Origin of the sequence: Flavobacterium sp. (genome assembly GCF_021151785.1) — a bacterium.
Taxonomy (GTDB): domain Bacteria; phylum Bacteroidota; class Bacteroidia; order Flavobacteriales; family Flavobacteriaceae; genus Flavobacterium.
On sequence record NZ_JAGKWP010000006.1, the window covers coordinates 1 to 24,087 of the forward strand.

Sequence of the window (24,087 nt, forward strand, 5' to 3'; positions counted from 1 at the left end):
TCTAAAATTTAAGCTAAATAACAAACCTAATAATTAGCAATATCTTATATTTGTGAGGTAAAAACACAAACTATGCAAACCAAAATATTAATCATTGGTGCCTGTGGTCAAATTGGTACCGAATTAACAGCAAAGCTCAGAAGCACTTATGGTGTAGAAAATGTAGTAGCTTCAGATATCAGAAAATTAGAAAATGACGTGGTTAAAAATGGTATTTTTGAAGTTGTCAATGCTTTAGACTACAATCAAATTGAACATCTAATAGAGAAATATCAAATTACAGACGTTTATTTAATGGCTGCTTTACTTTCAGCTACTGCCGAAAAAAACCCCGCATTTGCCTGGGATTTAAATATGAATTCTTTATTTCATGTCTTAAATTTAGCCAAAGCTGGTAAAATTCAAAAAATATTTTGGCCTTCTAGTATTGCCGTATTTGGTCCTACAACACCAAGAGACAACACGCCACAATATACTGTAATGGAACCTACAACTGTTTATGGAATTTCAAAACAAACTGGAGAAAGATGGTGTGAATATTATCATAATCAATATGGTGTTGATGTAAGAAGCATCCGTTACCCTGGGCTAATTAGTTGGAGTACAGAAGCAGGAGGAGGAACGACTGATTATGCTGTGGATATTTTCCACAAAGCCATTACTAATGGCACATTTGAATGTTTTTTAAATGATCGTTCCGCCCTACCTATGATGTATATGGACGATGCTATTAAGGCTACGATTCAAATTATGCAAGCACCTTCAGAACAAATCAAAATTAGGTCTTCTTATAATTTAGCAGCGATGAGTTTTACACCAAATGAATTAGCAGAAGAAATTAAAAAACATTATCCTGATTTCACAATTACTTATAATCCTGATTTCAGACAAAAGATTGCTGATAGCTGGCCAGCTAGTATCAATGATACTGCGGCAAGACAAGATTGGAATTGGAAGAATGATTTTGATTTAGAAAGCATGACCACAGAAATGTTTTCTAACTTGATAAAACATAAATACAACTAAAAAAAGGTAGCCGATGGGCTACCTTTTTTTCTATTTTTTCACTAATTCATCTAGTAAAATATCTTCTAATTTTGCTTTGACTTTTACTACCTCATCAACATTTTCATTAGGTACAGTCATTGACAAAACATAATGCTTAATTTTCCAACCATCTTTTGTTTTCTGTATTACACCACTCCCTCTACAAATTTTCATTTGCGTAGTTAATAATTCATCAAACCAGACTGTTTTTTGATCTTTTGAGAAATAAATGTTTCGCTGTATTGCTTTAAAATTCCATGCTTTTCCTCTATCAAAATAAGGTTTTGCAAAAACTTTAAATTGTTCTTTGTTCCAATTTTCTGTCGCATCCGTTCCAATAAAAATTCCATCATCCGCAATGGCATTAAAATAATCATCAAAATGAGCCTCTGCCGCTGATTGATGCCAATTATTTAAAAAAACATGTAATTCATCTTTCCCAATAAAATTGGAATTAATTGATTTAGATTTACACCCAAACAATAATAAAACACTTGATAAAAAAACAACACTTCTCATTCTAATAATTTTTTTGAAACAGATGAACTTGCAATTTTGGCTGCCAAAAAACCTAAAATAATTATAGTCATTAGGACAATAACCACATTCTCCACTTTAAATTGAACTGGATAAGGTAAAGTAGAAGTAATCATGATTAATTCGTATTGTTGCTGAATATAAACCACCATGATTCCCAATAACAAACCTATCATGCCGCCAAAAACAGAAATTATATTACCTTGAAAAAGAAAAATTCGCTTCAAATATTTCAATTCCGTTCCTAAATAATACAAAGTCTTTAAATTCGCTTTCTTCTCAATAATCATCATAATTAATGCTCCAATTAAATTAAATAAGGCAACGATAATAACTAATGTAAATATTAAATAAACAGCAATATTCTCAGTATTCAGCATCTTGTAAAGTGCGTCATTTAATTGAGCTCTATTTTTAATTACTATTTTTTGGCCCAAAATAGTTTGCAAATGCGCTATAACTTCTTCTTCTGTAAAATTAGGAGCTCGTTTTAATTCGAGATAAGAAACTTGATTTGTTTTGTAATTCAACAATTCTTTGGCTAACAAAAAATCACAAAAAACATATTTATCATCCACATCTTCACTTACCTGAAAAATACCTGTTGTAATTAACTTTGCCGAATTAAAAGCCTCCTCTGGATTTTCAATTAATCCTTTTCCTGGTTTAGGTATAAAAACTTCTAATACATTATTATAATCAAACAAACCTAATGATAGTCTGCGGCTTATTCCACTACCTACAACAACTTGATTGGACTCAGGTTCTAACCATGTGCCAGCATATAAAAATTTATTTATTTGATTACTTTTACTGTAATTTAAATCTACTCCTTTCAATTGTGCTACTTGCTCTTTACCGTCATAAAAGAACAATGCCCGTTCTTCAATTACACCACTAAAAACCGCAATACCTTTATAATTTTTTAGGTCCACAAGTTGTTGAGGCGAAAGAATCATGCTTTTTCCAGAAAGAGGGAGCACTTTTAAATCTGGATCCGTTGCATTTGAAAAACTTAAACTAAATGTTCGCAAACCACTAAAAACAGACAACACCACAAATAATGCCATAGCTCCAACAATAATACCTAGAGAAGCTATCATTGTAATTACATTGATAGCCGTACTTTTACTAAAAGTAAGTGCATAACGCTTTGCGATGTAAAAAGGAAAATTCAAATTAAGATTTTTTTCTTTTGTCTAATAAATCAGGATTCTCAATTGGATTATCTTTACCTGCTAAAGCATTGTCAATTTTCTCAATGTAATCCAAACTATCGTCTAAATAAAAAATAAGCTCAGGAACTCTTCTTAATTGTTGACGGACACGCTGTGCTAATTCATGTTTGATTAAAGGTGCATTTGTCTTAATAGCTATCAATAATTCAGGGCCTTTATCCGAAGGAAAAATACTTAAGTATACTTTTGCAATAGATAAGTCTGAAGTAACATTTACTTTTGAAACCGAAATAATCAAATTAGTGATTGAATTTTTTCGAACTTCACCTTGTAAAATATCTACAATATCCTTTTGTATTAAGGTTCCTATTTTTTTTTGTCTATTTGTTTCCATGATGCAAAAATACAATTTTTAAAAAGAAGTTAGAAAAGTTTCTAAATCAATAGTACTTTTGTATCTTTAAAATAAAGAAATATGAAAAAAATTGAACATATCGGAATTGCAGTTAAAAGTATTGCCACTTCTAATGAAATTTTCGAAAAATTATTTGGCACACCTGCATATAAAACAGAAGAAGTAGAAAGCGAAGGAGTAAAAACTTCTTTCTTCATGTGTGGCCCGAATAAAATTGAACTTCTAGAAGCTACTAATGAAAACAGTCCAATAGCTAAATTCCTCGAGAAAAAAGGTGAAGGCATTCATCATATTGCATTTGACGTCGATGACATTGAGGCTGAGATAGAACGCCTAAAAAAGGAAGGCTTCATCGTTCTTAATGAAACACCTAAAAAAGGAGCCGATAATAAGTTAGTTGCTTTTTTACATCCCAAAAGCACAAATGGAGTGTTAATTGAGTTGTGCCAAGAAATTGCTAACTAACAGGAAGTTACCAAAAAAATATTGAATTACCTTAAAAAAAATTTGCAGTAAATAGAAAATAGCAGTAATATTGCACCTCAATTAACTGGTCCTATAGCTCAGTTGGTTAGAGCACCTGACTCATAATCAGGTGGTCCCTGGTTCGAGCCCAGGTGGGACCACAAAAAAGCCTTTACAAATTGTAAAGGCTTTTTTTATTTTAGAAACATCTTCAACATTCAGTTAAAACAATTCTCTTTTTCGTAAATAAATTCTATTACAATAAAAAAGATTACTCTGTCGTAAAAATCAAAATTTTAATTTGTTAGAGACGCTAATTTAGTTACATATTTACCAATAACATCAAACTCCAAATTCACTATTGACCCAATAATTATATTTTTGAAAACCGTATGCTCGTAAGTATATGGAATAATCGCCACAGAAAAAGTATTAATTCCCGAATTCACTACTGTCAAACTTGTTCCATTTACTGTAATAGAACCTTTCTCAATAGTAATGTTGTTCATTTTTTTATCATATTCAAAAGTAAACAACCAACTACCATCTTGATCAACTTTATCAATACATGTAGCTATTTGATCTACATGGCCTTGTACAATATGACCATCCAAACGATCTCCTAATTTCATCGCTCGCTCTAAATTAATTGCTTCACCCACTTTCCAAGAACTCAAATTTGTCTTGTCAAGAGTCTCTTGAATAGCAGTAACTACATGTGAATATTCATCACAAGCAACAACAGTTAAACACACCCCGTTATGAGCCACGCTTTGATCTATTTTTAATTCTTTTGAAATAGAGGAAGTAATGGTTAAATGAATATTTTCACCTTCTTTTTCTATCGCTTTGACAATTCCTAACGATTCTATAATTCCTGTAAACATAACTAGCAATATTTTTTATAAATTTGCATCAAAATTAAAAAAATAAAATGGTAAAACATGCTGAAAATATAATTGTTGGTGTTTCTATCGGAGACATGAACGGAATTGGTCCAGAAGTCATTCTAAAAACTTTTGAAGACACAAGAATGTTAGAAGCTTGTACTCCTGTCATTTTTGCCAATGCAAAAATTGTTTCATTTTTAAAAAAAAGCTACCAACTCACCTCAAACATCAATGGAATTGATAAAATTGAGCAATTAATTCCAGGTAAATTAAACGTTTTAAATGTTTGGAAGGAAGGAGTTAACTTGGAGTATGGTACATTGGACGATAATGTTGGCAAATATGCAATTAAATCTTTTCAAGCAGCTACCAAAGCATTGAAAGAAAACAAAATTGATGTTTTGGTTACTGCGCCAATTAATAAGTATAATATTCAATCCGATGAATATAAATTTGCAGGTCACACAGATTATTTGAATGAACAACTAGAAGGAGATGCCTTGATGTTTATGATTCATGAAGATATCAAAGTCGGACTCATTACAGACCATGTTCCATTGAATGAAGTAAACCAACACATCACAAAAGAATTAATCGAGAAGAAAATCAAAACGATTAATCAAACCTTGATTACTGATTTTAGAATCAACAAACCCAGAATTGCCGTTCTAGGAATCAATCCGCATTGTGGAGACAATGGTGTAATTGGTAATGAAGACAACACTATAGTAAAACCTGCTTTAGAGCACCTATTCAAAAAAGGAATACAAGTATTTGGACCTTTTTCTGCCGATAGTTTTTTTGGTTCAGGTCAACATTGCAAATTTGATGCTGTTGTAGCCATGTACCACGACCAAGGATTAATTCCCTTTAAAACCTTATCTTTTGGCGAAGGTGTCAATTATACTGGTGGTTTAAACAAAATTAGAACCTCTCCTGATCACGGAACTGGTTATGATATTGCAGGTAAAAACAAAGCCAATGAAAACTCATTTAGAGAGGCCGTTTACAGCGCAATAGACATTTTTAAGAATAGAATCGAATATAACGAACTAACAAACAATCCTTTAAAAGTTAACGCTAATAAAGATTAAAGAAAAAAAAGCACACAAAACTATTGTATTTCTAATATTTTTGTATCTTTGCACACCTTAAAAGAAGGGTAAAGCTGTTGTTATGGACAATATTAAAGAATTTTTAATTCAATTTTCTGGATTAAAATTAGGAAAACACCAGTTTGAGTTTCTTGTAAACAATACGTTCTTTAATCACTTTAATTTTGAAGAATTTAATGATTCTAACATTAAAGTGAAAGTACAGCTAGAGAAAAAAAGCACTATGCTTGAGTTAAACTTCACACACAGCGGAATAGTCAACCTCCCTTGTGATTTAACAAATGAAGATTTTGATTTACCAATAAAAGGAAAATTAAAATTGATTGTTAAGTTTGGAGATGAATTTAACGACGAAAATGAGGAATACATCGTTTTACCTCATGGAGAATTTCAAGTCAATGTCGCTCAATATATTTATGAAATGATTGTATTGTCAATTCCTGCTAAAAGAATACATCCTGGCGTAAAAGATGGGAGTTTACAATCAGAAGCATTACATAATTTGAAAAAATTTTCTCCAACTGAAAATAAAGAAAAAGAAACTGAAGAGATTGACCCTAGATGGGAAAGTTTAAAAAAACTATTAACGGATAAAAATAAAAAATAGAATAAAATGGCACATCCTAAACGCAGACAGTCGAAAACAAGAAGAGATAAAAGAAGAACGCACTACAAAGCATCAGTTCCTCAAATTGCTACTTGTGCAGTAACAGGTGAAGCACACTTATATCACAGAGCTTACTGGCATGAAGGAAAAATGTATTACAGAGGTCAAGTTGTTATTGACAAAACTGAAGCTGTAGCATAATTTCTTAAGAAAAATAATGAGAAACTCTCACACTGTGAGAGTTTTTTTATTTAGAAAACAATTATCTCCAATTTTGATGTTTGTTACGGAATTTTTTTTGTAATTTTCCGCGCTATTCGCATCAAATTTTTTTGCAAAGAAATTATTTTATGAATAAAATTACTGCCGCAATAACAGCTGTTGGTTCTTATGTTCCTGACTATGTGCTTTCTAACCAAGTATTAGAAACATTGGTAGATACAAATGATGAATGGATTACCACAAGAACAGGAATTAAAGAGAGAAGATTACTCAAAGAAGAAGGTCAAGGAACTTCATATTTAGCCATAAAAGCTGCTCAAAACTTAATTGAGAAAGCTAATTTAGACCCAAAAGAAATTGATTTAGTGATTATGGCAACTGCTACACCCGATATGCCTGTTGCATCTACAGGCGTTTACGTTGCTACACAAATAGGAGCTGTTAATGCCTTTGCATTTGACCTACAAGCGGCTTGTTCAAGTTTCCTTTATGGAATTTCTGTTGCCTCCTCTTACATCGAATCTGGAAGATACAAAAAAGTACTTCTAATAGGTGCTGATAAAATGTCCTCTATTATAGATTATACAGACCGTGCCACTTGTATCATTTTTGGAGATGGTGGAGGTGCTGTATTATTTGAACCTAATACTGAAGGTTTAGGTTTTCAAGATGAAATCTTAAGAAGCGATGGAATCGGAAGAGAATTTTTAAAAATCGAAGCTGGTGGTTCCATTCTACCTCCTAGTGAAGAAACAATTAAGAACAAGCAACATTATGTTTTTCAAGACGGAAAAACAGTATTCAAATATGCTGTTTCAGGTATGGCAGATGTGAGTGAAAAAATAATGCAACGCAATAATTTAACACATGATGACATCAATTGGTTAGTAGCACACCAAGCCAACAAACGTATCATTGATGCTACTGCAAATAGAATGGGACTTAACGAAGAAAAAGTTTTAGTCAACATCCATCGTTATGGAAATACAACCTCAGCCACCCTACCGCTTTTACTCTCTGATTTTGAAAACCAATTAAAAAAAGGAGATAATATTATTTTTGCTGCCTTTGGTGGTGGATTTACATGGGGAGCTGTGTACTTAAAATGGGCTTATAACAAATAAAAAATAACAATCAAACTAAACCAATTATCAACATTATGGATATTAGAGAAATTCAAAACCTGATTAAATTTGTAGCTAAATCTGGTGCTACAGAAGTAAAATTGGAAATGGATGATTTCAAAATCACTATTAAAACAACTCCAGAAGGAACAGAATCAACTTATGTTCAACATATTCCTGTTGCACAACCTATACAACAAATGGTAGCTGCTCCAACAGTTGGAGCTCCAGTAGCTGCTGCAACTCCAACTGCCCCTAGTAGTGATGCAGAAGACACGTCTAAATACATCACAATCAAGTCACCAATGATTGGAACATTGTATAGAAAACCAGCTCCTGATAAAGCTCCATTTGTAGAGGTAGGTAGTACAATCTCAAAAGGAGATGTAGTTTGTGTAGTTGAAGCTATGAAATTATTCAACGAAATTGAAGCAGAAGTTTCAGGTAAAATTGTAAAAGTTTTAGTAGACGATTCTTCTCCTGTTGAGTTTGATCAGCCATTATTCTTAGTTGATCCATCATAAATAAGTTAGAAATTAGAAATTTGAAGTGATTTATCTTCAAAATTGTCTAATTGACACATTGTCTAATTATCTAATTAAATTATTATGTTTAAAAAAATATTAATTGCCAATAGAGGTGAAATCGCATTACGTGTGATTAGAACTTGTAGAGAAATGGGCATCAAAACCGTTGCGGTTTACTCTACGGCAGACGCAGAAAGTTTACACGTTAAGTTTGCTGATGAAGCAGTTTGTATTGGTCCTGCACCAAGTAATCTTTCTTACTTAAAAATGTCTAATATAATAGCTGCTGCTGAAATTACTAATGCAGATGCTATACACCCTGGATACGGATTTTTATCTGAAAATGCTAAGTTTTCAAAAATTTGTCAAGAACACGGTATAAAATTCATCGGTGCTTCTCCTGAAATGATTGAGAAAATGGGCGATAAAGCTACAGCTAAAGCAACCATGAAAGAAGCGGGTGTGCCTTGTGTACCAGGTTCAGAAGGAATTTTAGAATCATTAGAAGAAGCCAAAAAAATAGCAAAAGAAATTGGTTACCCCGTAATGATGAAAGCAACTGCTGGTGGTGGTGGTAAAGGAATGCGTGCTATTTGGAAAGAAGATGAATTAGACAAGGCTTGGGAAAGCGCACGTCAAGAAGCTGCTGCTGCTTTTGGAAATGACGGTATGTACATGGAAAAACTTATTGAAGAACCTCGTCATATCGAAATTCAAGTAGTTGGAGATTCTTTTGGTAAAGCATGTCATTTATCTGAGAGAGATTGTTCAGTACAACGTCGTCACCAAAAATTAACTGAAGAAACACCTTCACCTTTCATGACTGATGACCTGAGAGAAAGAATGGGAGAAGCAGCTGTTAAAGCGGCCGAGTACATTAAATATGAAGGAGCAGGAACAGTAGAATTTTTAGTAGATAAACACAGAAATTTCTATTTCATGGAGATGAATACACGTATTCAGGTAGAACATCCTATTACAGAACAAGTAATTGACTATGATTTAATTCGTGAACAAATTTTAGTTGCTGCTGGGGTGCCAATTTCTGGTAAAAACTACTATCCACAATTACACTCTATTGAATGCCGTATCAATGCAGAAGACCCTTATAATGATTTTAGACCCTCTCCAGGAAAAATCACCGTTTTACATGCACCAGGTGGACACGGAGTCCGTTTAGACACTCATGTTTATGCAGGCTATACCATTCCACCAAATTACGATTCAATGATTGCTAAATTAATCACTACTGCTCAAACTAGAGAAGAAGCGATTAACAAAATGAAACGTGCGCTTGACGAATTTGTAATTGAAGGCATTAAAACTACGATTCCATTCCATAGACAATTAATGGATCATCCTGATTATGTGGCAGGTAATTACACTACCAAATTCATGGAATCATGGGTTATGGAAGAACCAACAGAATAATTATTTAAAAAAGGCCAATCTAACGATTGGCCTTTTTTAAATATAAAATTAATTCATCTTTTTAATATCCTTCATTACTTTAAAAGCAATATCTACTTGACTTTCATCAACAATAATAGTAAACTCATTTGTTGTAGAAATAACCTCATTGATAATAATACCTTCCCATGCCAAAGATTGAAAAATATAGTAATAAACTCCTGGGGTAGAAACGTTATCTTGAGGTAATTTAATGGTAATAGAAGATAAATTTTCTTTTTTACTTAATAGTTTTTCATTCTTTAAGGCTGATTCAACTAATTTATTCACGGAAGAGCTTACCACAATGTTCGTCTCATTCACACCTCTTGATGAAGTATAAAAAACATCTTTTATTTTATTGATTTCATACATTAACTTCGCTTGACTGTCTAACAAAGTCTCTGACGTAGTAAATGTATAATCAGTTAACGAAGAACGAACTGTAATCTCACCGATATTTTGCATCACTCTAGAAACCTTATGACTAATCTTAAAATCGAGTTCCTCAGAAACTCTTTTTAATGCCATCACAACAGCTCCTTGCTTAACATCTTTACCCAAATGCAATTCAATTTCAGGCATAATTAGCCTAGATAATGAAGTTAAATTAATAATTCCTTCAGATAAAGAGCTCAACAAAAATGGTTTAGTTTTCAAATATTGTTCAACAACAGAAGCAACAGTTTTCATTTTATTCTTTTTTTAGTTGTGTTTGTGCAAATATATACTAAATGTTAAAATTATAACATAATGCAAAATTATTTAACACAAATTAATCAAAATTATAGAACGCATCCTCCAAATGTTCTATCTGAGTAACTCCATTTTCAATATGAACCGAAATAATATCAAAACGAATCTCTAAATCTAAATCATAAAGAGTTACATATTCATTAACAGCTTTCATTAATAACTTTATTTTCTTTGGTTTAACAAAATCTTGAGGTAAACCAAATTCTAAACTCGAACGTGTTTTTACTTCAACAACAGCTAATACTTTACCTTTACGAGCAATAATATCAATCTCAGCTTTATCAAAAGTCCAATTCTGATTCAATATTTCATAATCATTGGACATTAAATAAGCTACTGCTTCTTGTTCACCAAATTTGCCTAACTCATTATGATTTGCCATAGCAAAACTTTTAAACTAATTAAAATAATCATTAATGAAATCTAAGAATAACATCTGTCGAATTTACTTCAAAATCAACGAAGCTACCTAAAATCAAGGTGCGATTATCGCGTTGATGACCTGCTGGAAATTCAAAAACAATAGGGATGTCATATGATTGAGCAATTGCAGTAATAATCTGAACTTCATTTTGGCCAAAAGGGATTTCATTATCATGCATATCAGTCATACTTCCAACGATGATTCCTTTCACTTGATCAAAATAACCATTACGTTTTAAATTGTACATCATACGGTCTATGTGATATAAATACTCATCTAAATCTTCAATGAATAGGATTTTCCCTCGTGTATCAATTGACGATTTAGACCCTAGTAAACTATATAAAATGGATATATTTCCACCTACCAAGATACCCTTTGCTTTTCCTTGAATATCATAAAATTTGGTAGGAATTTGATAAACTAGTTTCTCGCCAAAAAGAGCTGCTTTCAAAGTTGCTCTTACTTCTTCAGGAGCCTTCGGAACAGTAAACGGCATAATACTATGTAGAGTAGCCACCCCCAATGTATGAATATGACTATGCAACACAGTCACATCACTAAATCCCATAACCCATTTAGGATGATTCACAAACTTAGAAAAATCTAATTGATCTATAATTCGAACTGTGCCATACCCTCCTCTTGCACACCATATAGCCTTAATATGATCATCATCTAATTGAGTCTGAAAATCGGCTGCACGTTCAACATCTGTGCCACCCAATTGACAACTATCCAAACCAATAGTTTGACCTAATTTGACATGTAAACCCCATGATTCAAGTAATGCAATGGCTGGTTGAGCATCTTCCGGGGAAAATTTTCTTGCAGTACATACAATAGCAACAGTATCGCCTTTTTTTAAAAACGGTGGTATTTTCATTTTCTTTTGTGAATATGAATTTAAAGTTAGAAAAAGTATCAGTATAAAGTAACGCATGCTATTTACTTGTAAACTTCATTCAAAAATACACAAAAACATTTCAAAAATGCGGGAATTCACTACTAATGAATTATTTTTGCACTAAATTTTAATTTAATTAAATCCGTAAAGTTATACCTTAGTTAAAGTAGACCTTTACGTTAAAATAAACAATATGTTAGAAAATCCAAAAAGATATACAATTACAGCTGCGCTTCCCTACACTAACGGTCCAATTCATATTGGTCATTTAGCTGGAGTTTATGTACCTTCTGATATTTATGCCCGTTATTTACGCTTACAAGGAAAAGATGTTGCTTTTATTTGTGGAAGTGATGAACATGGTGTTGCCATTTCAATGAAAGCCCGTAAAGAAGGAATTACACCTCAGGAAGTAATTGACAAATACGACGGAATTATTCGTCAATCGTTTAAAGATTTTGGGATATCTTTTGATAATTATTCCAGAACTTCTGCAAAAATTCATCATGACACTGCCTCTGAATTCTTTAAAAAATTATATGATGCGGGTAAATTTATTGAAGAAACGACAGAACAATTATACGACGAACAAGCCAATCAATTTTTAGCCGATCGATTTGTAACCGGAACTTGTCCTAAGTGTGGAAATGAAGAAGCTTATGGAGACCAATGTGAAAAATGTGGAACTTCATTGAACGCGACCGACTTAATTAATCCAAAATCAACCATAACAGGTTCTAAACCTATCCTTAAATCTACTAAGCATTGGTTTTTACCTTTAAATGAATACGATGCCTTTTTGAGAGAATGGGTGTTAGAAGGACATAAAAACGACTGGAAACCAAATGTATATGGTCAAGTAAAATCATGGGTTGAAGGCGGATTAGAACCCAGAGCTGTAACCCGTGATTTAGATTGGGGAATTGATGTCCCTGTTGCGGGTGCGGAAGGAAAAAAATTATATGTTTGGTTTGATGCTCCTATTGGTTATATCTCATCAACCAAAGAATGGGCGGCACGTGAAGGAAAAGATTGGGAACCGTATTGGAAAGACGCCGACACCAAACTAGTACATTTTATTGGTAAAGATAATATTGTGTTCCATTGTGTCATTTTCCCAGCTATGTTAAAAGCTGAAGGAAGTTATATTTTACCTGACAATGTTCCTGCAAATGAATTTTTAAATTTAGAAGGAAATAAATTATCTACTTCAAAAAATTGGGCTGTTTGGTTACATGAATATTTACAGGATTTCCCTGAAAAACAAGATGCTTTGCGTTATGCTTTAACGGCAAATGCCCCTGAAACAAAAGATAACGACTTCACTTGGAAAGATTTTCAAGCGAGAAATAATAATGAATTAGCTGCTATTTTTGGTAACTTCATTAATCGTGTAGTGGTATTGACAAACAAATATTATGAAGGTGTGGTGCCCAACCCTAATGAATTTACTGAAGTAGACCAACAAACTTTAGCTGAATTAAAAGCGTATCCAGCTGTTATTGCTTCTTCAATTGAACGTTATAGATTTAGAGAAGCGCTTGGTGAATTAATGAATGTAGCACGTTTAGGGAATAAATATCTAGCTGATGAAGAGCCTTGGAAAATGGTTAAAGAAAATCCAGAACGTGTAAAAACACAAATGTATGTTGCGTTACAGATTGCTTCTGTATTAGCTATATTAGCCGAACCATTTTTACCTTTCACTTCTGCTAAATTAACTAAGATTTTAAACATCGAATTGAACAATTGGAATTTAGATTTCAGCCAATGGAATGTAACGAAACCAGGACATCAAATTGGGCAAGCAGAAATATTGTTTGCACAGATTGAAGATACTGAGATTCAAAAACAATTAGACAAACTAGAAGCATCTAAACAAGCCAATAAAATTGCCAATATGAAAGCCGAACCTGCAAAAGAAACCATCACATTTGAAGACTTTGCTAAAGTAGATTTACGCATTGGAACCATTATTGAAGCAGAAAAAATGCCAAAAGCAAATAAACTTTTAGTTTTAAAAGTAGATACAGGTATTGATGTAAGAACGATTGTTTCGGGAATAGCCGAACATTTTACTCCTGAAGAAGTAATTGGTAAAAAAGTAACTGTGTTAGTAAACTTAGCGCCTAGAGCACTTCGAGGTGTAGAAAGCGAAGGTATGTTATTACTAACCAATACACCAGAGGGCAAATTAGTTTTTGTAAATCCGGATGCGGATGGAGTTAGTAATGGCGCTATTATAGGATAATCCAAATATACCCTCGAGCAATCGGGGGTTCTTTTTTTATATAAAACATGAATATACAAATAATTGCTTTCGACGCCGACGACACTTTATGGCATAACGAACCTTATTTCGATGAGGCACAAGATCGTTTTTGTGAATTGTTTCAAAATTATGCTTCTAAACAAGAATTATTAAGTTTAATTCTGAATCATCAAGTAAAAAATTTACCCATATATGGTTTTGGAATTAAAGCCTTTACCCTTTCCATGATGGAAGCGGCGTTACAACTTACCAATCATCAATTAAACGGTAAGACTATGGAATTAATTATTCAAATTGGTAAAGATTTACTCTTAAAACCTGTTGAATTACTTCCTGAAGTTGAAGAAGTTTTAACCGCTTTGAAAGGAAAATACAAATTAATTGTAGCCACAAAGGGAGATTTGAAAGACCAACATAGAAAATTACACGATTCGGGTTTAGGCCATTATTTCCACCATATTGAAGTAATGAGCGATAAAACAGAAATGGATTATGAAAAAATGTTACAACGCTTAGACGTCGCCCCTGAACATTTTTTAATGATTGGAAATTCTTTAAAATCAGATGTTTTACCTGTGTTAAACTTAGGCGGACATGCCGTTCATATTCCGTATCACACTACTTGGGAATATGAAAAGATAGATTTTGAAATTCAACATACCAATTTCAAAGCCGTGGAACATATTAATGAAATTTTGAATCTTTTAGTATGAAAAAACTAGATTTAGAAAACTGGAACAGAAAAGGTCATTTCGAATTTTTTACACAATTTGAAGAACCCTTTTTTGGAATAACAGCTCCTGTTGAAGTTGCAACTGCCTATGAACACGCAAAAAATACACAAGTTCCATTTTTTATCTATTACTTACATAAAATACTTGCCGCAGTTAATACAATTGAGAATTTTAAATACCGAATTCAAGACAATCAAGTTTTCATTCATGAAAAAATTGACACCTCGGCAACCATTATGCGAGAAGACAAAACATTTGGTTTTTCGTATATTGAATACCACCCAGATTTACTTATTTTTAAAGAAATTGCCTCAAAAGAAATTGCGCGAATTCAAAACACAACAGGAATAATTACAAGAGAATATCCTGAAAATATAATTCATTTTTCAGCAATTCCTTGGTTAAATTTTACCGGATTAACACACGCAAGAAGTTTTACTTGGCCCGACAGTTGTCCGAAAATTTCAGTAGGTAAAATCTTTGAAGAAAATGGAATACAAAAAATGAACGTGTCGGTTACAGTACATCATGGGTTAATGGACGGGTATCATGTAAGCTTGTTTTTTGAAGAATTACAGAACCAATTAAACCGTTAAAACTAATTGTACTCTATGAATTTTGTCATTAAACTTGACTAATAAACATGTATTCCATAGCCTACCATCCTATTTACAAACATCCACTTCCCGAAGGGCATCGATTCCCTATGATTAAATACGAATTGTTACCCCAACAATTACTTTATGAAGGAACAGTGATTGATCGTCAATTTTTCTCTCCCGAATTACCTAATTTAGAGGATATTATTGCCGTTCATGATAAAGAATATGTACAACAACTGCTTGATTTAACCCTTGATCCCAGAGCAGTTAGAAAAATAGGATTTCCTCTTTCTTCAGAATTAATTGAACGTGAATTTCGATTAGCCCAAGGAACCATTGAAGGTGCCAAAAATGCATTTAAAGATAAAATTGCATTTAATATTGCGGGAGGAACACATCATGCCTATTCCAATCGTGGAGAAGCATTTTGTCTTTTAAACGACCAAGCCATTGCGGCGCAATATTTACTTGACACTAAGTTAGCAAAGCAGATCTTAATTATCGATTTAGATGTACACCAAGGAAATGGAACTGCAGAAATTTTTCAAAACAACCCTCGTGTATTTACTTTTTCTGTCCATGGAAAATCAAATTATCCGTTCAAAAAAGAACATTCTGATTTAGATATAGCTTTACCTGATAATACTTCTGATGAAGATTATTTAGAATTAATTTCAAAAGAAATTCCAAAACTAATTAATCAAGTTTGTCCCGATTTCATTTTCTATTTGAGTGGTGTAGACATTTTAGCAACTGATAAATTAGGCAAATTAAGTTGTACCATCAATGGCTGTAAAGAACGTGACGTAATCGTTTTTGAAAACTGTTTGAAATTTCAAATACCCGTTCAAGTTAGCATGGGTGGTGGCTATTCTCCAGATATAAAAACTATCATTGACGCTCATGCCAACACTTATCGAATGGCGAATGAAATATTTACATAAAAACCACCAACTATCGCTGGTGGTTTTTTTCAAACGGCATTCAAAATAGACAAAATATCATCTCCGAATCGTGCTGCTTTTTGCTTTCCAAAACCTTTAATTTGTTGTAATTCGTCTAAAGTAGTTGGCTTAAACATCGCTAAATCAATTAATTCAGAATTATGACAAATCATAAACTTCTTAAGTTTCAATGCTTCTGATTTTTCATTTCTCCACTGATTCAAATAACTATAAATTTGTTTTTCTTTCGAATTTAAATCATCATACGATTTCCGTTCTGAACGTTCTTGAATTTCTGTTTTTAGTTGTGCTTCTATTTCATAATAAACAATCACTGACCAGTAAGGTTCTTCTTTGTCTACAAATTGCGTACTCGATTTCTTAAATGTAACCGAATTTAAAAAAGCATTTAGTTGTTGTTGGTCATGCTCCAAAAAAGTAGTATCCAGACGGATTGAAAAAACGCTAACTTGCATAATGCTCTTATTTACTAATTAACAAAATTTCATTCGCAATTACTTCTGTGATATAGCGTTTATTCCCGTCTTTGTCATCATAATTTCTGTGTGTCAACTTTCCTTCGATACCAATTTCTTTGCCTTTGGTTACAAATCGTTCAATAATATCAGCTATTTTATCCCAAGCTGTCACTCGATGCCATTCTGTTTTTTCCACTTTATCACCGTTTTCACGATAATACACTTCATTTGTAGCTAAAGTAAAATAAGCCAACTTTTTACCTCCGTCTAAATTTTTAATTTCTGGTTCTTGACCTACGTGTCCGATTAATTGTACTGAATTTTTCATGGCGTATAAAATATGAATCTGTTGTTTAATTAATTTCAAAATTATGTTGCTACTTGGTAATTTATTTCCCTAATAATAGTAACTCATTAACGTGAATTTCTGTTATGTAGCGTTTATTCCCGTCTTTGTCCTCATAACTTTTGTGTGTCAATTTACCTTCAACGGCTACTTCTTTACCTTTGATAACATACTTCTCAATAATTTCGGCAGTTTTACCCCAAGCACTTACTCGATGCCATTCGGTTTGTTCTACTTTTTCTTTTTTATCATTAAAGTAAAAATCATTTGTTGCGATTGTAATCGTAGCCACTTTTTTACCGTTTACTAATTTAACTTCAGGCTCTTGACCTACATGTCCGATTAATTGTACTCTGTTTTTCATAAGGCGTATATTTATTAAAGTTTATAAAAATTCAAATCCTTTGTTCGATTTGATGTTGCAAAGATGAAACACACTTCATCTAGTATTCGGTATTTAGTTATTTAATTTCGATTGCAGTCGTTTGTTGTCATTTACAAATGAAATGTTTTCTTATATTTACAAAAATAAAATGAAACATGAACAACCTATTCTCAATTCTAACCCTTTTTATTTTTGGTAGTATTTTTAGTCAAAACACCTTACATTACAATGACGAAAAAGGAAGTCCAAAAGCTACTTTACAAGACATTCAATGGTTTCAGGGCATTTGGAAAGGTCAAGACGGCAATACCTTTTCAGAGGAAAATTGGAGTGCTCCAGGAGGAAAAACCATGCATTTTTCATTTAAAATGTGGAATGAGAAAGAAGTTATATTTTATGAAATAGGACATGTAGTTGAAAAAGATAAATCCTTAGAGTTGCAAATCAAACATTTTGATAAAGATTTAAAAGGTTGGGAAAAACAAGAAGAAAGTGAAAATTTCAAATTGGTTAAAATAGACAAAAATCTCATCTATTTTGATAAAATCACCTATGAAAAAATTAGCGACAAAGAAATGAAAGTATATGTTTATGATGAAGAATCAAAACGTGAATTACAATTTAATTTAAAAAAGTAAAATGAAATCGTGTTTAGAATGTGGTGAAAAAATTGTGGGCAGAGAAGATAAAAAATTCTGTTCTGATGGTTGTAGAAACAGCTATAACAATAAAATGAACAAAGACCACACCAATTTAATGCGTAACATCAACAATAGATTACGTAAAAATTATAGAATATTAACCGAATTAAATCCGGAAGGCAAAACCAAAACAACGAGAAATAAATTACTAAGTAAAGGATTTGATTTTGAATTCCTTACCTCTATCTATAAAACTAAAACCGGCAACACCTATTATTTTGTCTACGATTATGGATATATGGAGTTAGAAAACGAGCAATATATTTTAGTTAAAAAAGAAAATTAAATGAATATTTCCCTATTAGGTTGTGGATGGTTAGGTTTACCTTTAGCACAACATCTTATTGCAACTGGTCATGTAGTAAAAGGCAGTACCACTTCAATTGAAAAATTAGCCGTTTTAAAATCGTGTTGTATAAATCCGTATTTAATAGCTTTAAATGAAGACAAAATTGAAGGTGATGTGAATAATTTTCTCCTTCATTCAGAAATACTTGTCATTGATATCCCTCCTAAATTAAGAGGATTAGTGAAAGAGAATTTTGTTCAAAAAATAACAAATTTAATTCCCTATATCGAGCAAAGTACAATTAAAAAAGTACTTTTTATTAGTTCCACCTCTGTCTATGCTGATACTGAAAATTTACCTACTATAACCGAAGAAACCATTCCAAACCCTGATACCGAAAGCGGTAAACAGTTATATGAAGTAGAACAAATGCTTCAAAGTAACACACAATTTAAAACGACTATTCTTCGATTTGGGGGATTAATAGGCACTAATAGAAATCCGATTAACATGTTAGCTGGAAGAACGGATGTAGCCAATCCAGAGGCTCCAATAAATTTTATACATCAAACAGATTGCATTGGAGTTATAGAAGCCATACTTAATCAAAACAGTTGGAATGAAATTTACAATGCTATTGGTTTAGAACACTTTTTAAGAAAAAACTATTACTCAGAAAAAGCAAAAGAATTAGGCTTAACTCCTCCCCAATTTAACTTTGAAAAAATCAGTCTTGGAAAATATGTTTCCAATGCTAAAATTAAAAACCAATTAGGGTATACTTTTAAAGTTGTTGCATAAAAAAACCACTTCAAATGAAGTGGTTTTTTGATATTATAAGAACTATATTTACTATTGTCCTATCACCTTCACATTATCAACTTCCCATGAAGCCGCAGCTGCAGTAGTAGAAAGATATTTAAACGCGATTCTAAAGTTAGAGTTACCAACATAAGAAGAAACATCTATAGCTCCAGAAGAGGTCCATGAAGTAAAACTACCACTTGTCCAAACTGGGAAATTAGCCGTTGTAATTTGTGTCCAAGTCGCAGTATTAGGAGCACTTGTACCATCGTAGTTAGTAGATACCCACACCGTTAATGCAGGACCTGCATAACGTGTACTAGTTTCAAAAGTAAACAAGGCGTTTGTTAAGTTATTTAAATTGATAGCAGGAGAAATTAACCAATCTTCATTAGCTTGATTACCACCACTAAATCCATTCATTAATGCACAAGGAGCTGGATTTCCAAAAGTAGTTGTTCCCCATACTTGAGCGCCTACAACACTTTTCTTCACCCAGTTAGGGAAGTTCGTTGTAAATGGCTCTTCAAAAATAGGCACCACTCTTGGACTAGTCAACTTCACATCATTTAAAGTACGAATCATGAATTGATAATCACTTCCATATTTAGTTAAAACTCCTCTAATTTTACCATTCCCATTAGGAATAGAATTAGCAGCAAATCCAGCGAATTCACTAACTCTAACAATAATTGAGTTACCAGCAACATCTTTGATAATATGATTAGTGGCACCACCTAAATTATTTAAAGAAGGATCAAAATATTTTTTACCTAATGATTCATCTGCAAACTGCACCCCACTGAACTCAATCAATTTATGTAAGTTTGCATTGTTTTTAGCTGCAGCGATAGAAATATTATTTACTAATGTATTCTCATCTACCTTATCACAACCTCTTTTTACCACTTCCTCATACTCTACACCTGTAACTCTTCCAATTTGAGTAGCATTATATAAATTACCAATTTCAAAAGAAGCTGTTTGTGAATTATTTGCAATATATCTATCTTTTAATTTGATAAATACTTTTCTTCCTGGTTCATACTTAGTATATAAATTATAAGCATCAATTGGCATAGTGAATCCAGTAACACCATCAGTAGAAACCATTGAAATAGACTTATAGAAGTTTCCACCTTCATCACTTGAAGTTACATAAGCCTCTATTACATCATCATTAGTATATTGTTGTGCAGTAGAGGTAGCCATCGCTTTTACTGCAGCAACTTGTTTAGTAACAGGTAAATCAGTACACTTACCTGATAAATCTGGCGCTCCATAATTATCTGTGTTAACACAACTAAATAAAGTTGTAGCAAGAGCGGCTGTTAATAAAAATTTAATATTTTTCATAGCGTATTAATTGTCTTGTTTGAAGAAAATAAAGTCATCTACTTGGAAAGCACCATCTAAAGTAGTATCTGTTCCTGAACCTTTAAATTTAAATGCAATATGTGCTTTTCCTGAATAATTGGATAAATTAATTTTACTTGATTTAAATTCATACCAAGCTACACTTTTAGTTGGAATATTAGCTTGTGCAGTAATATCGGTCCAAGTTGCTGTAGCAAAGTTGGTTCCATCAAAGTCAAATGAAATTAATACTTTTAAAGAATTTCCTTCTGCATCTACATCTAAATGATGTTGTGCTACTTTAAAAGCAACGCCTGAATTTGGATTAGCATCTAAATCTAATTCTGGAGAAACTAACCAAACTAAATTAACCGCTGAACCTGAACCAAAAGCACTAAATTCAGCATAACCGTTACCACTAAATGTTTTTTCTCTCCATTTCCATGTACCTACTTCATTATAATTAACCCATCCAGCAATATCTAAATCCGTGTTATTGATAGCGGATTGGAAATCTTCTTTCATGATGGTAGTTGTCACTTTTGGAAGTGCCGTATCGTCAACTTCGCAACCAAAAGTAATTAGTGCTAACGCAGCTAATGTTGTTTTTAAAATGTTTGTTTTCATAATACAATTTTTTTAGAAGTTAACATATACGTTTAAGAAATAAGTTCTTCCATATCCATAAAAATACTTAGGACCAAACGCTGGTCTTCCATATTGGTTATCTGCTTGGTAATCTGAATAGTTAGCTTTTCTTGATTGCTCAAATCCACCTGTTCTGTAAGTAGTATCAAAAACATTATTAATTGAAGCAAAGAATCCTAATGTAGTACCATCAATTTTCCATGATTTACCACCAGAAATGTTTACTAAATTGAAAGCATCAAATTTCTGTTGTTTTAATGCCGCTGAAACAGTTTCTAAAGTTGCGCCATCATAACTTAATCCTGTTGAAGGATTAGTAACGAAATTCTGAGTTCTCAAAATATTAGATACATCTAAATAAGAATCACTTAAATAGTTAATATCTGCACTAACCCACCAGAACTGTGGTGCTCTATACTCTAATTCAAATGAAGCAGCTGTTTGTGGCATACCTGGTAAACGATAGTTTTTCAAGTAAGCTGAACCAAAATTTTGAACTGGGAAAGTATTGCTTGAAGAAGCTTGAGCATCGTCATTAATATATAAAGTTGGATTATTACTATACAAATATTGTCCATAAGAAGCAGCAGCTGTTGCTTTAATAGTAGAAGTAATTTGGTATTCAATACCTAATTCAGCTCCCACATTTTTCTTATCAATACCAGTTAAAATTTCACTAATGAAAGCATCTTCATTTCCGTCTGCTCCAGAATCATCTCCTGATAATTCTCCGTAGAAGAATGAAATTTCAGTAGCATTTTGAATTTTAGAAGCAAAACCTGTTAAACGCGTTTTCAATTTTGGTGTTCTAATGATGTATGAAGCATCAACACTTGCAATTCTTTCACTGTTAATATTTGGTGTAATATTATTGTTCAAACGGGCATTAGCAAAAGTATTTCTCAAATTAGGCGCTTTTGTCATGTATGCGGCATTAATATCTAATAAATGCTGACCAGTAATTTTATAAGTCATACCTCCTTTGAATCCAAAGTTTTCAAAAGTTTGTTTTTCACTTTTACCAAATGAATTATTAGCATAAATACCATTTTTATAAATTCCATCTCTTTGGTATTCACTTTTTGAGAATGATTGAGCTAAATAGAAATCAGCTACATCATAAGTAAATTTGAACTGAGTAAAGGCGTCAATAACTGTTGCATTTAAATTATAGTTGTATCCATATCTATCTCCAACTTGTACCGCTCTATTTGGATTATTTAAATCCGACTGTGTAGCATCACCTGAGTAGAAAGGATCAACGTCTAAGAAATATTGTCCTCCTAATAAATCTGTTAAATGTTGGAAATTATGAGATTGTAATTTTCTGAAGTTAGCCCCAGCGTTTAACTTGATATTATCTGATAAATCAGAAAATAAAATAGTATTAGCCGTTAATTGTTTGTCTTGCGTTCTATCTTCATACAAAGCATAAACACTTCTTCCTGGATTCGCTGCATTTTGGTTCGCTACATACATAGCATTCCAATCAATTTGTTTGTTATTCAAAAAATAATTAGTTGCCGCACGTACTAATGGACTACTTAAGTTTCCAGCTGCATCACCATTAATGTAGTAACTTGGTAAATTTCTGTAATAAGTAGGATCAGGATTATTCGCTCCTTGATAGTCGATTCTGCTATTAGCAATATACCCTTGCTGATAAGCTACGTTTGTATTTAGAGTAGTTCTATCTGTTAATTTCCAATAGTGACTTAACATTAAGATAGGCTCTTCAATATCTTTATCTCTTGAGTTACGTTTTTTTCCGTTTTGCCATCCCCAATAAGAATTATATTTAATTCCTGCTAAATCAGTAACTTCCTGTGTATTAGGAGAAGATTTTCCTCTACTGTTTTGAGCTAAAATACTAGTAAAGTTTAAACTATGCTTGTCATTAAATCTTTTTTCAACACTAGCAAAAATAGAATTGGCCGAATAATCAGTTCCTTCGAAATACCCTTCTTTTGCCCATCTTCTAGAAATTGATACACTATATGCCCATCCATTTTTCATTAAACCTGAATTGGTTGTAGCCATAGTTCTCCATGAATAGTTAGTATTAGTTCCTGAGAAGGAAATACGATTACCCTTTCTAAACAAAGAAGCTCTAGTATTAATTTCTTGTGTTCCTAAAATACCACCAAAAGTATAATCTGAAGGCGAAGTTCCTAATGTAAACTCTTGGTTTCTAGTCACATCATTAAGTCCTCCCCAGTTACTCCATTGTGGTCTTCCATCATACAATTTGTTCATAACAATACCATTAATCATGGTTGTACCATACTCATTGTCTAAACCTCTCATTCTAAAACGAGCTTGACCCCAGTTAAAGGCTGCTGCTTGTTGAAAAGCATCTCTTGAAGACTGCAATAAACCTGCAGTACTTTCAGATCCACTGTTGTCATCCCCTAAATCATTCTCAGTAATCGTAATTAAACTTAATTGTTGTTCTACAGTGATGTCTTCCTCTAAAAGGATTAAACCAACATCAAGTGTTTGTTTATCAACAACTTCAATAGTGTAGTTTTTAGTAGTATATCCATTTTGCGAAACTACTAATACTTGTTCTCCCACGGGCACCTCTTTGATAATAAAATCTCCAAGATTGTTAGTAACAACCGATTGTTCTGATAACTGAACCATCACTTTTACTCCGCCAATTGGGGTTTGAGTTTTAGAATCAACTATCTTTCCTTTGACAATTGATTGACTTTGGGCCATGACTAGCACAACCTGAAATAAAAATAAAAGACTTAATGCAAGTTTTTTCATACTTAATTATAAATTAATACTTTAACTTGCATTTAGTTAACAAAAACTAAATGCGGACAAATGTACAACTTTTAATAATATTATTTACC

Annotated in this window: 27 protein-coding genes, 1 tRNA gene and 1 pseudogene; 16 read left to right on the forward strand and 13 right to left on the reverse strand. The window is 32.5% G+C overall.

Going from position 1 to position 24,087, the window contains the following annotated elements; translation table 11 throughout:
• Window positions 1-72 precede the first annotated feature (72 nt).
• Window positions 73-1,026: an NAD-dependent epimerase/dehydratase family protein gene (locus tag QZ824_RS01255; protein ID WP_291274229.1), complete on the forward strand. Its 954-nt coding sequence runs from the start codon at window positions 73-75 to the stop codon at window positions 1,024-1,026.
• Between the two features lie 30 nt (window positions 1,027-1,056).
• Here QZ824_RS01255 and QZ824_RS01260 read toward each other — a convergent pair whose 3' ends face one another.
• Genes QZ824_RS01260 through rbfA form a run of 3 tightly spaced genes read right to left on the reverse strand, consistent with a single transcriptional unit; the run spans window position 1,057 to window position 3,156 of the window.
• Window positions 1,057-1,566, reverse strand: a complete 510-nt coding sequence (locus tag QZ824_RS01260; RefSeq protein ID WP_291274230.1) for a nuclear transport factor 2 family protein — start codon at window positions 1,564-1,566, stop codon at window positions 1,057-1,059.
• A complete protein-coding gene (locus QZ824_RS01265) occupies window positions 1,563-2,762 on the reverse strand; it encodes an FtsX-like permease family protein (protein WP_291274231.1) in 1,200 nt (399 codons plus the stop codon). Before QZ824_RS01265 ends, QZ824_RS01260 begins: the two co-directional genes overlap by 4 nt.
• A gap of 1 nt (window position 2,763) precedes the next feature.
• Window positions 2,764-3,156, reverse strand: a complete 393-nt coding sequence (gene rbfA / locus QZ824_RS01270) for a 30S ribosome-binding factor RbfA (RefSeq protein WP_291274232.1) — start codon at window positions 3,154-3,156, stop codon at window positions 2,764-2,766.
• Between the two features lie 81 nt (window positions 3,157-3,237).
• On the opposite strand from rbfA, the gene mce reads away from it, so the two are divergent.
• Both mce and QZ824_RS01280 read left to right on the forward strand, forming a co-directional pair.
• Window positions 3,238-3,642 carry a methylmalonyl-CoA epimerase gene (gene mce, locus QZ824_RS01275; RefSeq protein WP_291274233.1) on the forward strand — a complete coding sequence of 135 codons (405 nt, stop codon included), beginning with the start codon at window positions 3,238-3,240 and terminating at the stop codon, window positions 3,640-3,642.
• 87 nt (window positions 3,643-3,729) lie between these two features.
• Window positions 3,730-3,803 (forward strand) — tRNA-Ile (locus QZ824_RS01280).
• Window positions 3,804-3,938: 135 nt separating this feature from the next.
• On the opposite strand, the gene QZ824_RS01285 is transcribed toward QZ824_RS01280, so the two are convergent.
• Window positions 3,939-4,529 carry a riboflavin synthase gene (locus QZ824_RS01285; protein ID WP_291274234.1) on the reverse strand — a complete coding sequence of 197 codons (591 nt, stop codon included), beginning with the start codon at window positions 4,527-4,529 and terminating at the stop codon, window positions 3,939-3,941.
• Window positions 4,530-4,576: 47 nt separating this feature from the next.
• Here QZ824_RS01285 and pdxA point away from each other — a divergent pair, with 47 nt between their 5' ends.
• The 6 genes from pdxA (at window position 4,577) to accC (ending at window position 9,558) form a co-directional block, all read left to right on the forward strand.
• The gene (gene pdxA, locus QZ824_RS01290; RefSeq protein ID WP_291274235.1) at window positions 4,577-5,626 is read left to right on the forward strand and encodes a 4-hydroxythreonine-4-phosphate dehydrogenase PdxA; all 1,050 of its coding nucleotides are present in this window, start codon (window positions 4,577-4,579) and stop codon (window positions 5,624-5,626) included.
• Between the two features lie 82 nt (window positions 5,627-5,708).
• Complete coding sequence (locus QZ824_RS01295; RefSeq protein WP_291274236.1) at window positions 5,709-6,254, forward strand: DUF177 domain-containing protein; 546 nt, start codon at window positions 5,709-5,711, stop codon at window positions 6,252-6,254.
• 6 nt (window positions 6,255-6,260) lie between these two features.
• On the forward strand, window positions 6,261-6,455 hold the full coding sequence (gene rpmF / locus QZ824_RS01300) for a 50S ribosomal protein L32 (RefSeq protein WP_014389594.1): 195 nt from the start codon (window positions 6,261-6,263) through the stop codon (window positions 6,453-6,455).
• A 149-nt stretch (window positions 6,456-6,604) separates the two neighbouring features.
• Entirely contained in the window at window positions 6,605-7,600 is a 996-nt protein-coding gene (locus QZ824_RS01305; RefSeq protein WP_291274237.1) for a beta-ketoacyl-ACP synthase III, read from the forward strand.
• A gap of 35 nt (window positions 7,601-7,635) precedes the next feature.
• Entirely contained in the window at window positions 7,636-8,124 is a 489-nt protein-coding gene (gene accB, locus QZ824_RS01310; RefSeq protein ID WP_291274238.1) for an acetyl-CoA carboxylase biotin carboxyl carrier protein, read from the forward strand.
• Window positions 8,125-8,208: 84 nt separating this feature from the next.
• Complete coding sequence (gene accC / locus QZ824_RS01315; RefSeq protein WP_291274239.1) at window positions 8,209-9,558, forward strand: acetyl-CoA carboxylase biotin carboxylase subunit; 1,350 nt, start codon at window positions 8,209-8,211, stop codon at window positions 9,556-9,558.
• Between the two features lie 48 nt (window positions 9,559-9,606).
• Here the strand turns inward: accC and QZ824_RS01320 are convergent, their stop codons facing one another.
• The 3 genes from QZ824_RS01320 to QZ824_RS01330 form a co-directional block, all read right to left on the reverse strand.
• Window positions 9,607-10,269, reverse strand: a complete 663-nt coding sequence (locus QZ824_RS01320) for an aspartate kinase (RefSeq protein WP_291274240.1) — start codon at window positions 10,267-10,269, stop codon at window positions 9,607-9,609.
• 82 nt (window positions 10,270-10,351) lie between these two features.
• Window positions 10,352-10,714 (reverse strand): YraN family protein, encoded by a 363-nt coding sequence (locus tag QZ824_RS01325; RefSeq protein WP_291274241.1) that lies wholly within the window; start codon window positions 10,712-10,714, stop codon window positions 10,352-10,354.
• 31 nt (window positions 10,715-10,745) lie between these two features.
• A complete protein-coding gene (locus tag QZ824_RS01330; protein WP_291274242.1) occupies window positions 10,746-11,642 on the reverse strand; it encodes an LD-carboxypeptidase in 897 nt (298 codons plus the stop codon).
• Window positions 11,643-11,841: 199 nt separating this feature from the next.
• Between QZ824_RS01330 and metG the strand changes: the two are divergent.
• The 4 genes and pseudogenes from metG to QZ824_RS01350 all read left to right on the forward strand — a co-directional run.
• Window positions 11,842-13,914 (forward strand): annotated as a pseudogene (gene metG, locus QZ824_RS01335) (methionine--tRNA ligase); the annotation flags it as partial.
• Between the two features lie 47 nt (window positions 13,915-13,961).
• Entirely contained in the window at window positions 13,962-14,648 is a 687-nt protein-coding gene (locus QZ824_RS01340) for an HAD family hydrolase (RefSeq protein WP_291274243.1), read from the forward strand.
• Window positions 14,645-15,265 carry a chloramphenicol acetyltransferase gene (locus QZ824_RS01345; RefSeq protein ID WP_291274244.1) on the forward strand — a complete coding sequence of 207 codons (621 nt, stop codon included), beginning with the start codon at window positions 14,645-14,647 and terminating at the stop codon, window positions 15,263-15,265. The genes QZ824_RS01340 and QZ824_RS01345 overlap by 4 nt, the downstream gene beginning before the upstream one ends.
• 47 nt (window positions 15,266-15,312) lie before the next feature.
• Complete coding sequence (locus tag QZ824_RS01350) at window positions 15,313-16,215, forward strand: histone deacetylase (RefSeq protein ID WP_291274245.1); 903 nt, start codon at window positions 15,313-15,315, stop codon at window positions 16,213-16,215.
• A 29-nt stretch (window positions 16,216-16,244) separates the two neighbouring features.
• On the opposite strand, the gene QZ824_RS01355 is transcribed toward QZ824_RS01350, so the two are convergent.
• From QZ824_RS01355 to ssb (QZ824_RS01365), 3 genes are all read right to left on the reverse strand, one after another.
• Window positions 16,245-16,691, reverse strand: coding sequence for an HRDC domain-containing protein (locus QZ824_RS01355; protein ID WP_291274246.1), 447 nt, complete (start codon window positions 16,689-16,691; stop codon window positions 16,245-16,247).
• Window positions 16,692-16,698: 7 nt separating this feature from the next.
• Entirely contained in the window at window positions 16,699-17,022 is a 324-nt protein-coding gene (ssb, locus tag QZ824_RS01360) for a single-stranded DNA-binding protein (protein WP_291274247.1), read from the reverse strand.
• A gap of 61 nt (window positions 17,023-17,083) precedes the next feature.
• On the reverse strand, window positions 17,084-17,404 hold the full coding sequence (gene ssb, locus QZ824_RS01365) for a single-stranded DNA-binding protein (RefSeq protein ID WP_291274248.1): 321 nt from the start codon (window positions 17,402-17,404) through the stop codon (window positions 17,084-17,086).
• Window positions 17,405-17,580: 176 nt separating this feature from the next.
• On the opposite strand from ssb (QZ824_RS01365), the gene QZ824_RS01370 reads away from it, so the two are divergent.
• The 3 genes from QZ824_RS01370 to QZ824_RS01380 are packed head-to-tail and all read left to right on the forward strand — an operon-like array spanning window position 17,581 to window position 19,216.
• The gene (locus QZ824_RS01370; protein ID WP_291274249.1) at window positions 17,581-18,063 is read left to right on the forward strand and encodes a DUF6265 family protein; all 483 of its coding nucleotides are present in this window, start codon (window positions 17,581-17,583) and stop codon (window positions 18,061-18,063) included.
• Between the two features lies 1 nt (window position 18,064).
• Complete coding sequence (locus QZ824_RS01375) at window positions 18,065-18,412, forward strand: hypothetical protein (RefSeq protein ID WP_014389608.1); 348 nt, start codon at window positions 18,065-18,067, stop codon at window positions 18,410-18,412.
• On the forward strand, window positions 18,413-19,216 hold the full coding sequence (locus QZ824_RS01380; protein WP_291274250.1) for an SDR family NAD(P)-dependent oxidoreductase: 804 nt from the start codon (window positions 18,413-18,415) through the stop codon (window positions 19,214-19,216).
• A 51-nt stretch (window positions 19,217-19,267) separates the two neighbouring features.
• On the opposite strand, the gene QZ824_RS01385 is transcribed toward QZ824_RS01380, so the two are convergent.
• The 3 genes from QZ824_RS01385 to QZ824_RS01395 are packed head-to-tail and all read right to left on the reverse strand — an operon-like array spanning window position 19,268 to window position 23,998.
• Complete coding sequence (locus QZ824_RS01385; protein WP_291274251.1) at window positions 19,268-20,575, reverse strand: DUF5689 domain-containing protein; 1,308 nt, start codon at window positions 20,573-20,575, stop codon at window positions 19,268-19,270.
• A gap of 6 nt (window positions 20,576-20,581) precedes the next feature.
• A complete protein-coding gene (locus tag QZ824_RS01390; RefSeq protein WP_291274252.1) occupies window positions 20,582-21,202 on the reverse strand; it encodes a DUF5017 domain-containing protein in 621 nt (206 codons plus the stop codon).
• Between the two features lie 12 nt (window positions 21,203-21,214).
• Window positions 21,215-23,998 (reverse strand): TonB-dependent receptor, encoded by a 2,784-nt coding sequence (locus QZ824_RS01395; protein ID WP_291274253.1) that lies wholly within the window; start codon window positions 23,996-23,998, stop codon window positions 21,215-21,217.
• Between the last annotated feature and the right edge of the window lie 89 nt (window positions 23,999-24,087).

Excerpts from the sequence above, each read along its gene's own strand:
- QZ824_RS01345 (WP_291274244.1), top strand. The coding sequence starts at position 14,645 with ATGAAAAAACTAGATTTAGAAAACTGGAACAGAAAAGGTCATTTCGAA.
- accB (WP_291274238.1), top strand. The coding sequence starts at position 7,636 with ATGGATATTAGAGAAATTCAAAACCTGATTAAATTTGTAGCTAAATCT.
- QZ824_RS01375 (WP_014389608.1), top strand. The coding sequence starts at position 18,065 with ATGAAATCGTGTTTAGAATGTGGTGAAAAAATTGTGGGCAGAGAAGAT.
- QZ824_RS01330 (WP_291274242.1), bottom strand. The coding sequence starts at position 11,642 with ATGAAAATACCACCGTTTTTAAAAAAAGGCGATACTGTTGCTATTGTA.
- QZ824_RS01295 (WP_291274236.1), top strand. The coding sequence starts at position 5,709 with ATGGACAATATTAAAGAATTTTTAATTCAATTTTCTGGATTAAAATTA.
- QZ824_RS01305 (WP_291274237.1), top strand. The coding sequence starts at position 6,605 with ATGAATAAAATTACTGCCGCAATAACAGCTGTTGGTTCTTATGTTCCT.
- accC (WP_291274239.1), top strand. The coding sequence starts at position 8,209 with ATGTTTAAAAAAATATTAATTGCCAATAGAGGTGAAATCGCATTACGT.
- rbfA (WP_291274232.1), bottom strand. The coding sequence starts at position 3,156 with ATGGAAACAAATAGACAAAAAAAAATAGGAACCTTAATACAAAAGGAT.
- QZ824_RS01285 (WP_291274234.1), bottom strand. The coding sequence starts at position 4,529 with ATGTTTACAGGAATTATAGAATCGTTAGGAATTGTCAAAGCGATAGAA.
- QZ824_RS01370 (WP_291274249.1), top strand. The coding sequence starts at position 17,581 with ATGAACAACCTATTCTCAATTCTAACCCTTTTTATTTTTGGTAGTATT.
- QZ824_RS01355 (WP_291274246.1), bottom strand. The coding sequence starts at position 16,691 with ATGCAAGTTAGCGTTTTTTCAATCCGTCTGGATACTACTTTTTTGGAG.
- QZ824_RS01385 (WP_291274251.1), bottom strand. The coding sequence starts at position 20,575 with ATGAAAAATATTAAATTTTTATTAACAGCCGCTCTTGCTACAACTTTA.
- QZ824_RS01340 (WP_291274243.1), top strand. The coding sequence starts at position 13,962 with ATGAATATACAAATAATTGCTTTCGACGCCGACGACACTTTATGGCAT.
- QZ824_RS01320 (WP_291274240.1), bottom strand. The coding sequence starts at position 10,269 with ATGAAAACTGTTGCTTCTGTTGTTGAACAATATTTGAAAACTAAACCA.
- pdxA (WP_291274235.1), top strand. The coding sequence starts at position 4,577 with ATGGTAAAACATGCTGAAAATATAATTGTTGGTGTTTCTATCGGAGAC.
- QZ824_RS01350 (WP_291274245.1), top strand. The coding sequence starts at position 15,313 with ATGTATTCCATAGCCTACCATCCTATTTACAAACATCCACTTCCCGAA.
- ssb (WP_291274247.1), bottom strand. The coding sequence starts at position 17,022 with ATGAAAAATTCAGTACAATTAATCGGACACGTAGGTCAAGAACCAGAA.
- QZ824_RS01255 (WP_291274229.1), top strand. The coding sequence starts at position 73 with ATGCAAACCAAAATATTAATCATTGGTGCCTGTGGTCAAATTGGTACC.
- rpmF (WP_014389594.1), top strand. The coding sequence starts at position 6,261 with ATGGCACATCCTAAACGCAGACAGTCGAAAACAAGAAGAGATAAAAGA.
- QZ824_RS01380 (WP_291274250.1), top strand. The coding sequence starts at position 18,413 with ATGAATATTTCCCTATTAGGTTGTGGATGGTTAGGTTTACCTTTAGCA.
- QZ824_RS01260 (WP_291274230.1), bottom strand. The coding sequence starts at position 1,566 with ATGAGAAGTGTTGTTTTTTTATCAAGTGTTTTATTATTGTTTGGGTGT.
- QZ824_RS01390 (WP_291274252.1), bottom strand. The coding sequence starts at position 21,202 with ATGAAAACAAACATTTTAAAAACAACATTAGCTGCGTTAGCACTAATT.
- mce (WP_291274233.1), top strand. The coding sequence starts at position 3,238 with ATGAAAAAAATTGAACATATCGGAATTGCAGTTAAAAGTATTGCCACT.
- QZ824_RS01395 (WP_291274253.1), bottom strand. The coding sequence starts at position 23,998 with ATGAAAAAACTTGCATTAAGTCTTTTATTTTTATTTCAGGTTGTGCTA.
- ssb (WP_291274248.1), bottom strand. The coding sequence starts at position 17,404 with ATGAAAAACAGAGTACAATTAATCGGACATGTAGGTCAAGAGCCTGAA.
- QZ824_RS01325 (WP_291274241.1), bottom strand. The coding sequence starts at position 10,714 with ATGGCAAATCATAATGAGTTAGGCAAATTTGGTGAACAAGAAGCAGTA.